The sequence below is a fragment of the Aquipseudomonas ullengensis genome (assembly GCF_014174475.1).
GTDB lineage: Bacteria > Pseudomonadota > Gammaproteobacteria > Pseudomonadales > Pseudomonadaceae > Aquipseudomonas > Aquipseudomonas ullengensis.
The window spans coordinates 668,058-683,745 of the sequence record NZ_JACJUD010000002.1; the positions used below are offsets into that span (position 1 = coordinate 668,058).

Consider the following 15,688-nt stretch of genomic DNA (forward strand, 5'->3'; position numbering starts at 1 on the left):
GATGCTTCTCGACCCGGCGCGCGGCTACGACCTGATTGGTGATGTGCACGGTTGTGCGCATACCCTGCAGCGTCTGCTGGAGCAGCTGGGTTATCACCGCCAGGCCGGGGTCTGGCGCCATCCGCAGCGCCAGGTGCTGTTTCTGGGCGACATCATCGACCGTGGTCCACGCATTCGCGAGGCGCTGCACCTGGTGCACGACATGGTCGCGGCCGGCGCCGCCCACTGCATCATGGGCAACCACGAATACAACGCCCTCGGCTGGCACACGCCGGCGCCGGAAGGCAGCAGTCGGCAGTTCGTGCGCGAGCATTCGCCACGTCACGAGCGTCTGCTGCAGCAGACTTTTCGCCAGTTCGAGCAGCACCCGCACGACTGGCAGGATTTTCTCGCCTGGTTCCAGCAGCTGCCGTTGTTCATCGATGCCGGACGTTTTCGCATGGTGCATGCCTGCTGGGATGTCGAGCTGATCGCCGCACTCAAGTCACAGTACGCTGATGGCCGGGTCGACCAGGCTTTCGTCAGTGCCTCCGCTGTGCCCGGCAGCTTCGCCAATCGGGTATTCGAACGCCTGCTGCGCGGTACCGATATGCGCCTGCCCCAGGGCCTGACCCTGACCAGCGAGGAAGGCTTTACCCGCGCCTTCTTTCGCACCAAATTCTGGGAAGACAATCCGCAGACCTATGGAGATGTAGTGTTCCAGCCCGATGCCCTGCCTGAAAGCGTTGCCAGCATGCCGCTGCCGACGACCGAGAAGAACCGCTTGCTGCAGTACGGTCTGGACGAGCCCATGTTGTTCGTCGGTCACTACTGGCGGCGCGGCAACCCGGCGCCGATTCGGCCGAACCTGGCCTGCCTGGACTACAGCGCGGTGATGTACGGCAAGCTGGTGGCCTACCGCCTGGATCAGGAACGGCAGCTGGAACCGGGCAAGTTCGTCTGGGTCGATGTCGAGCGTGTGGAGGCACCGAGATGAGTTCGGTGGTGGTGTTGCGTAGGCCTCTCGACGAGGATCTGAGCGGTTTCGTCGGCTTGCTGCGGCGTTTGCGGGTGCCGCATCGGGTCAGCGAAGAGGGCGGCGAGCAGGTGCTCTGGGTGCCGGCCGAGTCGCTGGCCGAGCAGGTGCGTGGCCTGTACCAGAACTACCCGCAAGGCGAAGTCGACGAGTCGCTGTTGCCGCCAGTGCCACCGAAGGGTGCCGGTGGTGTCCTGCGTCAGTTGCGCGCCAGCCCGCTGACGACCGCCGTGTTGCTGTTGGCCGTGCTGGTCGCAGCGGTTACCCAGCTTGGCGAGGGTTTCTCGGTGCTGCGCTGGCTGACCTTCCAGGATTTTCGCATCGAGGGCGACTACCTCTACTTCTCACCCTGGCTGGAGAACTTGCAGGCAGGGCAGTGGTGGCGCCTGTTCACGCCGATGCTGATCCATTTCGGCATCCTCCATCTGGCCATGAACGGCATGTGGTACTGGGAGCTGGGCCGGCGTATCGAGGTGCGCCAGGGTGGCCTGATGCTGTTGGGGCTGACCCTGCTGATCGGCCTGCTGTCGAACCTGGCGCAGTTCTGGTTTGGCGGGCCGTCGCTGTTTGGTGGTTTGTCTGGCGTGCTGTATGGGCTGCTCGGGCACTGCTGGATCTTCCAGTTGCTGGCCCCAACGCCGGCGTATCGGCTGCCGCGCGGCGTGCTGGTGATGATGCTGATCTGGCTGCTGGTGTGCCTCAGTGGCGTGGTCGACCTGCTCGGTTTTGGCTCCATCGCCAACGCGGCGCACGTCGGCGGCCTGCTGGCGGGCTGTGCCACTGGCCTGTTGGGCGGTGCGCTGGCGCGCCTGCGCCGGTAAACTGGCTGCCTGTTTGAGTATTCTGCTGTTGGAGTTACAGATGTCGTCCTTTGCCGAAATGATCGAAAACATCACCCCCGAGATCTACCAGAGCCTGAAACTGGCGGTGGAAATCGGTAAATGGCCGGACGGCCGCAAACTGAGCCAGGAGCAGAGGGAGCTGTCGCTGCAGGCCATGATCGCCTGGGAGCTGCAGAACCTGCCCGAGGAGCAGCGCACCGGCTACATGGGCCCGCAGGAATGCCAGTCCCACGCCGAGCCGATTCCCAACATCCTGTTCAAATCCAACGACACCCTGCACTGATGACCCAGACCATGAACGAGCTGGGCCGCGGTGCGCTGAGCAAGATGACGGTGCGCCTGGGCGATACGGCGCAATACGCGTTCCGCCTGGATGAGCAGGAAGTGCCGGTCAACCCGCTGCTGGGCAAGCGTATTCGCCTGGAATTTCTTGGCGCGATCCATTGCAGCCACTGCGGGCGCAAGACCAAGAAGAGCTTCGCCCAGGGCTACTGCTACCTCTGCTTCACCAAGCTGGCGCAGTGCGACAGCTGCATCATGAGCCCGGAGCGCTGCCACTACGATGCCGGCACCTGCCGTGAGCCGCAGTGGGGCGAGCAGTTCTGCATGACCGATCATGTGGTGTACCTGGCCAATTCCTCGGGGATCAAGGTCGGCATCACCCGCGCCAGCCAGATTCCCACCCGCTGGCTGGACCAGGGCGCCAGCCAGGCGCTGCCGATCTTCCGCGTGGCCACCCGCCAACAGTCCGGCTTCGTCGAAGACCTGTTGCGTACCCAGGTGGCCGACAAGACCAACTGGCGCGCCTTGCTCAAGGGCGATGCCGAGCCGGTCGACCTCGCCGGCGTGCGCGAACAGCTGATGAGCAGTTGCGCCGAAGGCATCGCTGCGCTGCAACAGCGCTTTGGCCTGCAGGCGATCCAGCCGGTCAGCGATGTCGAGGTGCTGGAAATTCGTTACCCGGTCGAGGCCTACCCGACCAAGGTCGCCAGCCATGACCTGGAGAAAACCCCCGTCGTGGAGGGCATCCTGCGCGGGATCAAGGGCCAGTACCTGATCCTCGACACGGGCGTGATCAACCTGCGCAAATACACGGCCTACCAGGTCGCCGTACTCACCGAATAAGAGGCCACAAGCCGATGCGTACCGAACAGCCGAAAATGATCTACCTCAAGGACTATCAGGCCCCCGACTACCTGATCGACGAGACCCATCTGACCTTCGAGCTGTTCGAGGACCACACCCTGGTCCACGCGCAACTGGTGATGCGCCGCAACCCGACCCTGAGCGCCGACCTGCCGCCGCTGGTGCTCGACGGCCAGCAACTGGAGCTGCTCAGCGTGGCCCTGGATGACCGCGAGTTGTCCGCCGCCGACTACCAGCTCGACGACAGCCACCTGACCCTGCAGCCGACCGCCGCCAGCTTCGTCATCGACAGCAGCGTGCGCATCCACCCGGAAAGCAACACCGCGCTGGAAGGCCTGTACAAGTCCAGCGGCATGTTCTGCACCCAGTGCGAGGCCGAGGGCTTTCGCAAGATCACCTACTACCTCGACCGCCCGGACGTGATGAGCAAGTTCACCACGACCCTCAGCGCCGAGCAGCACAGCTACCCGGTACTGCTGTCGAACGGCAACCCGATCGCCAGTGGTAGCGAAGAGGGCGGCCGTCATTGGGCGACCTGGGAAGACCCGTTCATGAAGCCGGCCTACCTGTTCGCCCTGGTCGCCGGCGACCTCTGGTGCGTGGAAGACCAGTTCACCACCATGAGCCAGCGCGCCGTAACCCTGCGCATCTACGTCGAGCCGGAGAACATCGACAAGGTGCAGCACGCCATGGACAGCCTGAAGAAATCGATGAAGTGGGACGAGGAGGTGTACGGTCGCGAATACGACCTGGACATCTTCATGATCGTCGCGGTCAACGACTTCAACATGGGCGCCATGGAGAACAAGGGCCTCAACATCTTCAACTCCAGCTGCGTGCTGGCTAAGGCCGAGACCGCCACCGATGCCGCCCACCAGCGCGTCGAGGCTGTTGTCGCCCACGAATATTTCCACAACTGGTCGGGTAACCGCGTGACCTGCCGCGACTGGTTCCAGCTGTCGCTCAAGGAAGGCTTCACCGTGTTCCGCGACAGCGAATTCAGTGCCGACATGAACTCGCGCACGGTCAAGCGCATCGAGGACGTTGCCTACCTGCGCACCCACCAGTTCGCCGAGGACGCCGGCCCGATGGCTCACCCGGTACGCCCGGATGCGTACATGGAGATCTCTAACTTCTACACCCTGACCATCTACGAAAAGGGTTCCGAAGTGCTGCGCATGATCCACACCCTGTTGGGTGCAGAGACCTTCCGCAAGGGTTCGGACCTGTATTTTGCGCGCCACGACGGCCAGGCCGTGACCTGCGACGACTTCGTGCAGGCCATGGAAGACGCCAGTGGCGTCGACCTGACCCAGTTCAAACGCTGGTACACCCAGGCCGGCACGCCGCGCCTGGAAGCCAGTGCGAGCTACGACGCAGCGGCCAACAGCTACCGCCTGGAATTCCGCCAGAGCTGCCCGGCCACGCCAGGGCAGGCCGAGAAGTTGCCGTTCGTGATTCCGGTCGAGCTGGCCTTGCTCGACGCTCAGGGCCGTGAGCTGCCGCTGCAACTGGTTGGCGAGGAGGCGCCGGTAGGCCGTTCGCGCGTGCTGCAGGTGACCCAGGCCGAGCAGGCCTTCACCTTCATCAACCTCGCCGAGAAGCCTTTGCCTTCGCTGCTGCGCGGTTTCTCCGCGCCGGTCAAGCTGAGCTTCCCCTACGACCGCGACCAGCTGATGTTCCTCATGCAGCACGACAGCGACGGTTTCAACCGTTGGGAAGCTGGTCAGCAGCTTTCCGTACAGGTGCTGCAGGAACTGATCGGCCAGTACCAGCGTGGCGAGGCCCTGGTGCTCGACCAGCGCCTGGTCGCTGCCCTGCGCAGCGTGCTGCAGGACGAGCAGCTGGATCAGGCCATGGTCGCCGAGATGCTCTCGCTGCCGGGCGAGGCCTACCTCACTGAAATCAGCGAGGTGGCCGATGTCGACGCCATCCACGCCGCGCGCGAGTTTGCCCGTGGCGAGCTGGCCACCGCGCTGTTCGACCTGCTGTGGCAGCGTTACCAGGCCAACCGCGAACTGTCGCGCAGCACTGCCTATATCGCCGAGTTCACGCACTTCGCCCGCCGTAGCCTGCAGAACATTGCGCTGTCATACCTGGTGCTCAGTGGTCGCCCGGAAGTGCTAGCGGCTTGTCTGGAGCAGTACGAAGCGTGCGACAACATGACCGAGCGCCTGACCGCCCTGGCGGTGCTGGTCAATTCACCGTTCGAGAGTGAGCGCGCTACGACGCTCGCGGCCTTTGCCGAGCACTTCAAGGACAACCCGCTGGTGATGGATCAGTGGTTCAGCGTGCAGGCCGGCAGCACCTTGCCGGGCGGCCTGGCGCGGGTCCAGGCGCTGATGCAGCACCCGGCGTTCACCTTGAAGAACCCAAACAAGGTGCGCGCCCTGATTGGCGCGTTTGCCGGGCAGAACCTGGTCAACTTCCATGCCGCGGACGGCAGCGGCTACCGCTTCCTGGCCGATCAGGTGATCAGCCTGAACGCTTCGAACCCGCAGATCGCTTCGCGCCAGTTGAGCCCGCTGACCCGCTGGCGCAAGTACGACGACAAACGCCAGGCGCTGATGAAGGGTGAGTTGGAGCGCATCCTCGCTTCCGGCGAGCTGTCCAGCGACGTCTATGAGGTGGTCAGCAAGAGCCTCGCTTGAGAAGCCTCCTATGATCTGCTGCGCGTCGGCGATACTGCGTTAAAAAACAGCCTCAGCCGCTCATTTACACCTCGTAAACTGCGCGTCTTCGGCTGCTTTGACCAGCCGAAGGCTGTTACTGGCGTAGCGCCTTGTCTCGCTCTAGCTCGCGAGATCCTAAGCGGATTCCGCAGCGTTACCGTAACCCGGACGGGTAGCTCAAAAGTGTTACCCGTCCGCTGCTTCTGTTTCCTTTCTACCGGGTCAGCTTCATCCGCATCGCCCCTCTCTGCATCAGCCTTTTCCGGCCTGACTTCTGATTTTTCCGCGGCATTTTTTCTCAAGGCTAAATCGCGCCATCGCACCGACAAATAGAGACAGCAAGCGCTTGCTTGGTTTTCTTCTGTTCATTTTCTGTCCAGTGGTGGCGGGTGTGCCTCGCTGAAAATTCGTGGCGAGACGAATTCGCGCTCAACGTTCGCTGTTGGTATCGATCTTGAATAGCAGCTTGTCGATCCAGGCGGATGCGCTGTCCTAGCTGCGCTTCAAGGATGGCCTCCCATAACAAGAACAATGATCCGTGGAGCTGTCGATGCACAAACCTTTGCGCAAGTCCCTTTTCCTCGCCCCGGCGAAAGCTGGCTTCACTCTGCTCGGCCTGCTGCCGCTGATGTTTGCCGCTTCGGCGCAGGCGGTGGAGTTCAGCTTCGCCGACAATGAAATCGCCGGCTCTCTGGACACCACGCTGTCCTACGGCCAGTTGTATCGGGTGCAGGGACGGGACAAGACCAACGACGACACCAACGGCAACGACGGCAACCGCAACTTCGATACCGGGCTGGTTTCCGAGGTGTTCAAGGTCACGTCCGACCTGGAAGCGACCTACCAGAACTACGGTATGTTCGTGCGTGGCACGGCGTTCTATGACACGCAGATCATGGACAAGCGCAACGACAACGACGACTACCGTCCGAGCCAGAGCTACCCGAACAACGACCAGTTCACCGAGGCGACCCGGCACAAGGCCGGTCGCGATGCGCAGATCCTCGACGCCTATGTCTATGGCAACTGGGATGTGGGTGATATGCCGCTGACGGTGAAAGTCGGCAACCAGGTATTCAACTGGGGCGAGGGCATCTTCTACCGCGGCGGGATCAACACCACCAATCCGGTGGACGCGGCCAAGTTCCGCCTGCCCGGTTCCGAGTTGAAGGAAGTGCTGGTGCCGGTGGAGGCATTCAACTTCAACATGGGCCTGACCGACAGCCTGTCGATGGAAGCCTATTACCAGTGGAACTGGAAAGAGACGGCGATCGACCCGGCCGGCACTTTCTTCTCTGAGACGGACCTGTTCGCCGAGGGCGGCAATACGGCCTACACCGCTTATGACAATCCGTTGCTGGGCACGGTCATGTCCGGTTACCAGACTGCCTTGACCGCCGGCCAGGTGGGCAATGGCCCGTTCGGGCCGAATTCCTACCTGGACCCGAACTACAACGTGTTCAAAGTGGCGAATATCGGCAGCGACATCAATGCCAAGAACGATGGCCAGTACGGCCTGGCCTTCCGTTATATCGCCGAAGAGCTGAACGCCACCGAGTTCGGTATGTACTTCATCAACTACCACGCCAAGGAGCCGCAGATCGCGGTGGACCTGGGCCACTATCAGGGTGTCGACATGACCGACCTGGCGGCATCGCTGGGCGGTGGGGCAATCGGCGGGGCGCTGGCACCGGCGGTCGCGACCCTCGACGCGGCCAGCAACGCTGTCGGTCGCCGCGAGTACGTGGAAGATATCCGCGTCTACGGCTTCAGCTTCAACACCACCCTGGGCAATGCCTCGGTATTCGGTGAGGTGAGCTACCGCCCCAATTTGCCGGTGGGTATCAGTGCCACCAACGACCTGCTCGGTGACTTGCTCGGCCAGGGCTTCTTCGGCCAGACCAACATCTACGACGGCAGCGTATCGGCCGACCAGGCTTGTGCCGATATTTCCGGCAAGCTCCTGTGCCGTGGTCCGACCTTCCACAACTACGAGCGCATCGAGGCGTACAACACCTCGCTCGGCACCATCTACAACTTCGGCCCTTCGTTTGGCTTTGACTCGCTGTTCGGCGTGGCCGAACTGGCGTCCGAGCATGCCCGCGCCAGCAGCCTGAGCTACACCGCCTACGACGGTTCCAAGCGCGGCTTCTCCGGGCGGCAGAATGGCTCCTATGTGTCGGGCTACAGCAGCGACGACCAGATCAGCCGCGATGCCTACGGCTACACCCTGGTGCTGTCCGGTACCTGGAACGACGTGTACGCCGGGGTCAACCTGTCGCCGTTTGGCGTGTTCAAGCATGACTTCCAGGGCAACTCGCACCAGACCGGCAACTTCATCGAAGGGCGCATGGCCTACACCACCGGTATCCGTGCCAATTACCTCAACAGCCTGGAAGCCGAGCTGCAGTACACCGAGTTCTACGGTGCCGGGCAGAACAACTCCGGGCGCGATCGCGACAACGTCGGGATCAACGTCAAGTACTCCTTCTGATCCATGCGCTTTCGAGCGGGGCTGCGCGCAGCCCCGACACTGACTCAACACGGAGAATCACCATGCTGAACAAGCTCTCGCTGATCGGCGCTGCCGTTGCCCTGGCGTTCTGCGCCGGCAATGCGCTGGCGGCGGTTTCGCCACAGGATGCCGCCAAGCTCGGCACCAGCCTGACTCCCTTCGGTGCTGAAAAGGCCGGTAATGCCGATGGTTCGATCCCGGCCTGGACCGGTGGTATTACTCAGGCTCCTGCCGGGTACAAGGGCAGTGGTTCGCACCACGTCGATCCCTTCCCGGACGACAAGCCGCTGTTCACCATCACCAAGGCCAACCTCGATCAGTACAAGGACAAGTTGACCGCGGGGCAGATCGCGCTGTTCAACTCCTATCCTGAGACCTTCAACATGCCGATCTACCCGAGCCGCCGTTCTGGCTCGGCGCCGCAGTGGGTCTATGACAACAGCATCAAGAACGCCACCACCGCCAAGCTGGTCGAGGGTGGTAACGGTTTCTCCGATGCCTACGGCGGTATCCCGTTCCCGATTCCGCAGGATGGGGTCGAGGCGCTGTGGAACCATATCGTGCGTTATCGCGGTACCTACATCACTCGCCGTTCGGTGGAGGCCGCGGTGCAGCGCAACGGCGTCTATTCGCCGGTGGTGTCTGAGGTCGAGGCGCTGTTCCGCTACTACGATCCGAAAGGCAGCTACGCCGATCTGGGCAACATCCTCTTCTACTACCTGAACTTCACCAAGAGCCCGGCCCGTCTGGCCGGTGGTGCGGCGCTGGTGCATGAGACCCTGGATCAGGTCAAGGAGCCGCGCCAGGCCTGGGCTTACGCCGCCGGCCAGCGCCGCGTGCGCCGTGCGCCGAACCTGGCGTACGACACGCCGATCTCCGCTTCCGAAGGTTTGCGCACTGCCGACGACACCGACATGTTCAACGGCTCTCCGGATCGCTACACCTGGAAGCTGCTGGGCAAGAAAGAGTTGTATATCCCCTACAACAACTACCGCATCGCCGCCGACGGGGTGAAGTACAAGGACCTGCTGCAGGTGGGGCATGTCAACCCGGCGCTGACCCGCAACGAGTTGCACCGCGTGTGGGTGGTGGAGGGCACGCTCAAGCCGGGCTCCCGCCATGTGTACGGCAAGCGCACGCTGTTCCTCGATGAGGACAGCTGGCAGGCCGCCGTGGTCGATCAATACGACACCCGTGGCGAGCTGTGGCGCGTCTCAATCGCCTACCTGAAAAACTACTACGACCTGCCTACCACCTGGTCGGCCATGGAGGCCTTCCACGACCTGCAGAGCCGTCGCTACTACGTGCAGAACCTCGATAGCGAGGAGCCAGGTACCGCCGACTTCGCCAAGGCAGTGCCCGCAGACAGCGAGTTCACGCCTTCAGCCCTGCGTCGCCGCGGCACGCGCTAGGCCTGTTGGTTTCCATCGGGGAGCGGGCCAATAGATGGGGCGCCCCTGACAAAGGCCGCTACAGTAGTAGCGGCCTTTGTTTTTCCAGGCTGTACGGCGGGCTTCGACGCTTACAAAACATAACGTCACGCCGATTGTCAGATTTTTCCAAAGCCGTATAGCATGGCTCGCCTGCCATAAGGCATGTACCCACCTATAAGAATAAAGGGGGAATTTTATGCGTGAGCCCGTCATGCGGCGCACCCGCTTCGGTCGTCTGAACTCCGTCCAGGCCCCGGCCCGTCATCTCTCGCCGCTGGCGAAAGCATTGTCCTTGCTGGGTATCTGCTCGGCACTGATCCTTGCTGCACCTGTTCAGGCTGCTGCTGCCGATGCAGCAACCGTCTATTCCATCGAATCGCCCAAAGCCGTCAGCGGCTTGCTGCTGGACATTGCCCATGCCGGCAAGCGTCTGGTTGCCGTGGGTGATCGTGGCCACATCCTGTTCTCCGACGATGCCGGCAAGAACTGGGTGCAGGCCCGGGTACCGAGCCGTCAGTTGCTCACTGCCCTGTACTTCGTCGATGACAAGCACGGCTGGGCCGTTGGTCACGATGCGCAGATCCTCGCCACCGACGACGGCGGCGCCAACTGGACGCTGCAGTACGAAGACCTCAGCCGTGAAGCGCCGCTGCTCGACGTCTGGTTCCGCGACGCCAACCTGGGCTACGCCGTAGGTGCCTACGGTGCGCTGCTGGAAACCACCGACGGTGGCAAGAGCTGGAACGATGTCAGTGATCGCCTGGACAACGAAGATGGCTTCCACCTGAACGGCATCACTGCTGTGAAGGATGCCGGTCTGTTCGTCGTCGGTGAGCAGGGCAGCATGTACCGTTCCGCCGACTGGGGTCAGACCTGGGAGCGCGTGCAGGGCCCTTACGAGGGGTCGCTGTTCGGTGCTGTCGGTACCGTCAATGCCAATACCCTGCTGGTCTATGGCCTGCGCGGCAACCTGTTCCGCTCCACCGATTTCGGCAAGACCTGGCAGCAGATCAAGCTGGTGGCCGATAACGGCCCGCTGGAATTCGGCCTGGCCAATGCCAGCCTGCTCAAGGATGGCAACCTGGTCATCGTGGGTCATGGCGGCAGCGTGCTGAGCAGCTCGGACGCCGGGCGCACCTTCAGCGTGATCAACCGTGCAGACCGTGCCTCGCTTGCGGGTGTAACGGACGACGCGGGCGGCAACCTGATCCTGGTTGGACAGGCTGGCGTGCAAATCGCTTCACCGACTGGCGCCGAACCGGGCCAACAACAATAAGCCGGGGCTACAAAAGGTAATGAATACGATGACTAGCCATCACCAGGACAAGGCAACATTCCTTGAACGCCTGATTTTCAACAACCGGCCGGTGGTGATTGCGCTGTGCCTGCTGGTCAGTGTGTTCCTGCTCTGGCAGGCCACGCACATCCGTCCTTCGACCAGCTTCGAGAAGATGATTCCGCTGGAGCATCCGTTCATCCAGAAGATGATGGAGCACCGCAACGACCTGGCCAACCTGGGCAACACCGTGCGTATCTCGGTGGAAGCCAAGAATGGTGACATCTTCACCAAGGAATACATGGAAACCCTGCGTCAGATCCATGACGAGGTGTTCTACATTTCCGGTGTCGATCGTTCCGGCCTGAAGTCACTGTGGAGTCCGAGCGTACGCTGGACCGAAGTGACCGAAGAAGGCTTCGCCGGTGGTGAAGTCATCCCGCAGACCTACGACGGTTCTTCCGGCAGCCTCAACGAGTTGCGTAACAACGTGCTCAAGTCGGGGCAGATCGGGCGCCTGGTTGGCAACAACTTCAAGTCGAGCATCATCGATATCCCGCTGCTCGAGCAGTACCCGGATCCGAAAGACCAGAGCAAGTTGCTCAAGCTCGACTACCGCCAGTTCTCCCATGAGCTGGAAGAGAAGATCCGCGACAAGTACCAGCTGCAGAACCCCAATGTGCAGATCCACATCGTTGGTTTTGCCAAGAAGGTCGGTGACCTGATCGACGGCCTGCTGATGGTCGTGGCGTTCTTCGGCATCGCCCTGGCGATCACCCTGGTCCTGCTGTACTGGTTCAGTTGGTGCATCCGCTCCACCATCTCGGTGGTGTCGACCACCCTGATCGCGGTGGTCTGGCAGCTGGGCCTGATGAACCTGGTCGGCTTCGGTCTCGATCCGTACTCGATGCTGGTGCCATTCCTGATCTTCGCCATCGGTATTTCCCACGGCGTACAGAAGATCAACGGTATCGCCCTGCAGTCGAGTGACGCCGACAACGCCCTGACTGCAGCACGCCGCACATTCCGTCAGCTGTTCCTGCCGGGCATGATCGCCATCCTGGTAGACGCCGTTGGCTTCATCACCCTGCTGGTGATCGATATCGGCGTGATCCGCGAGCTGGCCATCGGTGCGTCCATCGGTGTCGGCGTGATCGTGTTCACCAACCTGATCCTGCTGCCGGTGGCTATTTCCTACATCGGTATCAGCAAGAAGGCCATCGAGCGCAGCAAGAAGGACGCTAATCGCGAGCATGCCTTCTGGCGCTTGCTGTCCAACTTTGCCCACCCGGTAGTCGCGCCGATCTCTGTGGTTATTGCCCTGGCGGCTGGTGTCGGCGGTTTCTGGTACCAGAAGCACCACCTGCAGATCGGCGACCTCGATCAGGGTGCGCCGGAGCTGCGTGCCGACTCGCGCTACAACAAGGACAACAACTTCATCATCAGCAACTACTCCACCAGCTCCGACGTGCTGGTGGTGATGGTCAAGACGCCCAACGAAGCCTGCTCGACCCACGAGACCCTGGCGCCGATGGACGAGCTGATGTGGCGGATGCAGAACACCGAGGGCGTGCAGTCGGCCATTTCCATGGTCAGCGTGTCCAAGCAGGTGATCAAGGGCATGAACGAGGGCAACCTGAAATGGGAAACCCTGTCGCGTAACCCGGACATCCTCAACAACTCCATCGCCCGTGCGGATGGCCTGTACAACGCCGACTGTTCGCTGGCGCCGGTACTGGTGTTCCTCAACGACCACAAGGCGGAAACCCTCAAGCGCGCTGTCGGCGTGGCCCAGGAGTTCGCCAAGGAGCACAATAAGGACGGCCTGGAGTTCATCCTGGCGGCCGGTAACGCCGGTATCGAGGCCGCGACCAACGAGGTCATCGCCAAGTCCGAGCTGAAGATCCTGACCCTGGTGTACATCTGCGTCGCGGTGATGTGCCTGATCACCTTCCGCTCGTTCGGCGCCATGCTGTGCATCGTCCTGCCGCTGATCCTCACCTCCATCCTCGGCAACGCCCTGATGGCTTGGCTGGGTATCGGCGTGAAGGTGGCGACCATGCCGGTAATCGCCCTGGGTGTGGGTATTGGTGTCGACTACGGCATCTACATCTACAGCCGCCTGGAAAGCTTCCTGCGGGCTGGCATGTCGCTGCAAGAGGCCTATTACCAGACCCTGAAGTCCACTGGTAAGGCGGTGATGTTCACCGGTCTGTGCCTGGCCATCGGTGTGGTGACCTGGATGTTCTCGGCCATCAAGTTCCAGGCCGACATGGGCCTGATGCTGACCTTCATGCTGTTGTGGAACATGTTCGGTGCCCTGTGGCTGCTGCCAGCCCTGGCGCGCTTCCTGATCAAGCCGGAGAAACTGGCCGGCAAGAAAGGCGGTTCGCTGTTCGCGCACTGATGGTTGATGTGACATGACAAAGGGCTCCTTCGGGAGCCCTTTTTCTTTGCTTGACTGAATGACCTGTCGATTGGCAAGGCCGGCAACCGACTAGCTGATGACTGCAGCCGTTTCCGGCTGTGGCGCAAAGCGATCAGGAGGCAGATCATGGCGCATATTCAACGGATCACCCCTTGCCTGTGGTTCGACAGCCAGGCTGAGGCGGCGGCTGTGTTCTACACCGCCATCTTCCCCGACTCGAGAATCACCCAAGTCAGTCGCTATGGCGAAGCTGGCTTCGAATTCCACGGCCGACCGGCGGGTAGCGTGATGACGGTGGCCTTTGAGCTGGCAGGGCAGGGCTTCACTGCTCTGAATGGCGGGCCGCTGTTCACCTTCAACGAAGCCGTTTCGTTGCAGGTCATGTGTGACGACCAAGCGGAGGTCGATCACTACTGGCAGCGGCTGGGGGAGGGTGGTGCCAGGGAGGCGCAGCAGTGTGGCTGGTTGCGTGATCGCTATGGGCTGGCCTGGCAGGTCGTGCCGCGGGTGTTGCCGCAGATGCTCTGTGCTGCGGATGGCGCGGCTGCGCAGCGCGCCATGCAGGCGGTGTTGCAGATGCAGAGGCTGGATATCGCAGTCTTGCAGCGAGCGTTCGATGGCCAGGGTTGAGATATCCCAGGCATGAAAAAGCCGCCTTGCGGCGGCTTTTTCGGTGCGGCGTGAATTACATGTTGGGGTAATTCGGGCCGCCGGTGCCTTCAGGGGCCACCCAGTTGATGTTCTGGGCCGGGTCCTTGATGTCACAGGTTTTGCAGTGCACGCAGTTCTGCGCGTTGATCTGGAACTTCTTCTCGCCGTCTTCCTGGGTGACGATTTCGTACACGCCAGCCGGGCAGTAGCGCTGCGCCGGTTCGTCGTACAGCGGCAGGTTCTTGCTCAGCGGAATGCTGGCGTCGGCCAGTTTCAGGTGGCAGGGCTGCTCTTCCTCGTGGTTGGTGTTGGAGAGGAACACCGAGGACAGTTTGTCGAAGCTCAGCTTGCCGTCCGGTTTCGGGTAGTCGATACGCTTCGACTCTGCAGCAGGCTTCAGGCAGGCATAGTCCGGCTTGGTGTCGTGCAGGGTGAAGGGAATCTTGCCGCCGAAGATGTTCTGGTCCAGCCAGTTGAGGCCGCCACCGAAGACCGGGCCGAACTTGTGCAGTGCCGGGCCGAAGTTGCGGCTGCGGAACAGCTCGTCGTAGAGCCAACTGGCCTTGAAGCCATCGACATAGCCATTGAGCAGGTCGCCGCCCTGGCCGTCAGCCAGCAGTACGTCGGCGACGGCATCAGCAGCCAGCATGCCGGACTTCATCGCAGTGTGGCTGCCCTTGATCTTGGCGAAGTTCAGGGTGCCGAGGTCGCAGCCGATCAGCGCGCCGCCCGGGAAGACCATTTTCGGCAGGGAGTTGAGGCCGCCTTTGCAGATGGCGCGAGCGCCGTAGGCAACGCGCTTGCCGCCTTCTAGGTACTGAGCGATCACCGGGTGATGCTTGTAGCGCTGGAACTCGTCGAACGGCGAGAGGAACGGGTTGCCATAGGACAGGTCGACGATCAGACCAACCACTACCTGGTTGTTTTCCAGGTGATAAAGGAAGGAGCCACCGGTGTTTTCGGTGCCAACTACATCCAGCGGCCAGCCAGCGGTGTGCACCACCAGGCCTTGCTCGTGCTTGGCCGGGTCGATGTCCCAGATTTCCTTGATGCCGATACCGTAGTGCTGGGCGTCGGCTTCGCTATCCAGGTTGAATTTCTTGATCAGCTGCTTGCCGATGTGGCCACGGCAGCCTTCGGCGAACAGGGTGTACTTGCCACGCAGTTCCATGCCGGGGGTGTAGTAGCCTTCCTTCGGATGGCCCTCACGGTCGACACCCAGGTCACCGGTGACGATACCGCGCACTACACCGTTCTCGTCGATCAGCGCTTCCTGGGCGGCGAAGCCCGGGTAGATCTCGACGCCCAGGGCTTCGGCCTGCTGGGCCAGCCAGCGGCACAGGTTGCCCAGGGAGATGATGTAGTTGCCCTCGTTGTGCATGGTTTTCGGCACGAACAGGTCAGGCACTTTGATAGCGCTTTCGGCGCTCTTCAGCATATAGATGTCGTCGCGCTTGACCGGGGTGTTCAGCGGAGCACCCAGTTCCTGCCAGTTGGGGAACAGTTCGTTCAACGCGCGAGGTTCGAAGACCGCGCCGGAGAGGATGTGGGCGCCGACTTCGGAACCCTTCTCGACCACACAGACGCTGATCTCTTTGCCGGCGTCGGCGGCCTTCTGCTTCAGTCGGCAGGCGGCGGACAGACCGGACGGACCGGCACCGACGATGACGACGTCGAATTCCATAAATTCGCGTTCCACAGAAATCTCCT

11 protein-coding genes are annotated in these 15,688 nt (G+C 61.9%); 10 read left to right on the plus strand and 1 reads right to left on the minus strand.

From position 1 onward, the window contains the following. Position 1 precedes the first annotated feature (1 nt). The 10 genes from H3H51_RS08475 to H3H51_RS08520 all read left to right on the plus strand — a co-directional run bounded on the left by H3H51_RS08475 (position 2) and on the right by H3H51_RS08520 (position 13,957). Entirely contained in the window at positions 2–976 is a 975-nt protein-coding gene (locus H3H51_RS08475; protein WP_183088602.1) for a metallophosphoesterase, read from the plus strand. Next, complete coding sequence (locus tag H3H51_RS08480) at positions 973–1,836, plus strand: rhomboid family intramembrane serine protease (protein ID WP_183088603.1); 864 nt, start codon at positions 973–975, stop codon at positions 1,834–1,836. Before H3H51_RS08475 ends, H3H51_RS08480 begins: the two co-directional genes overlap by 4 nt. 40 nt (positions 1,837–1,876) lie before the next feature. Continuing rightward, positions 1,877–2,140, plus strand: coding sequence for a YeaC family protein (locus tag H3H51_RS08485; RefSeq protein WP_183088604.1), 264 nt, complete (start codon positions 1,877–1,879; stop codon positions 2,138–2,140). Positions 2,141–2,151: 11 nt separating this feature from the next. Then, complete coding sequence (locus tag H3H51_RS08490; protein ID WP_183088782.1) at positions 2,152–2,982, plus strand: DUF2797 domain-containing protein; 831 nt, start codon at positions 2,152–2,154, stop codon at positions 2,980–2,982. A gap of 14 nt (positions 2,983–2,996) precedes the next feature. Then, positions 2,997–5,654 (plus strand): aminopeptidase N, encoded by a 2,658-nt coding sequence (gene pepN / locus H3H51_RS08495; protein WP_183088605.1) that lies wholly within the window; start codon positions 2,997–2,999, stop codon positions 5,652–5,654. Between the two features lie 571 nt (positions 5,655–6,225). Next, complete coding sequence (locus tag H3H51_RS08500; protein ID WP_183088606.1) at positions 6,226–8,169, plus strand: DUF1302 domain-containing protein; 1,944 nt, start codon at positions 6,226–6,228, stop codon at positions 8,167–8,169. Positions 8,170–8,231: 62 nt separating this feature from the next. Continuing rightward, complete coding sequence (locus tag H3H51_RS08505) at positions 8,232–9,602, plus strand: DUF1329 domain-containing protein (protein WP_183088607.1); 1,371 nt, start codon at positions 8,232–8,234, stop codon at positions 9,600–9,602. A 217-nt stretch (positions 9,603–9,819) separates the two neighbouring features. Then, positions 9,820–10,899, plus strand: a complete 1,080-nt coding sequence (locus H3H51_RS08510) for a WD40/YVTN/BNR-like repeat-containing protein (RefSeq protein WP_183088608.1) — start codon at positions 9,820–9,822, stop codon at positions 10,897–10,899. A 28-nt stretch (positions 10,900–10,927) separates the two neighbouring features. Next, positions 10,928–13,306: an efflux RND transporter permease subunit gene (locus H3H51_RS08515; protein ID WP_407926473.1), complete on the plus strand. Its 2,379-nt coding sequence runs from the start codon at positions 10,928–10,930 to the stop codon at positions 13,304–13,306. A gap of 147 nt (positions 13,307–13,453) precedes the next feature. Beyond that, positions 13,454–13,957, plus strand: a complete 504-nt coding sequence (locus tag H3H51_RS08520) for a VOC family protein (protein ID WP_183088610.1) — start codon at positions 13,454–13,456, stop codon at positions 13,955–13,957. Positions 13,958–14,012: 55 nt separating this feature from the next. Here the strand turns inward: H3H51_RS08520 and H3H51_RS08525 are convergent, their stop codons facing one another. Beyond that, a complete protein-coding gene (locus H3H51_RS08525; protein WP_183088611.1) occupies positions 14,013–15,677 on the minus strand; it encodes an electron transfer flavoprotein-ubiquinone oxidoreductase in 1,665 nt (554 codons plus the stop codon). Between the last annotated feature and the right edge of the window lie 11 nt (positions 15,678–15,688).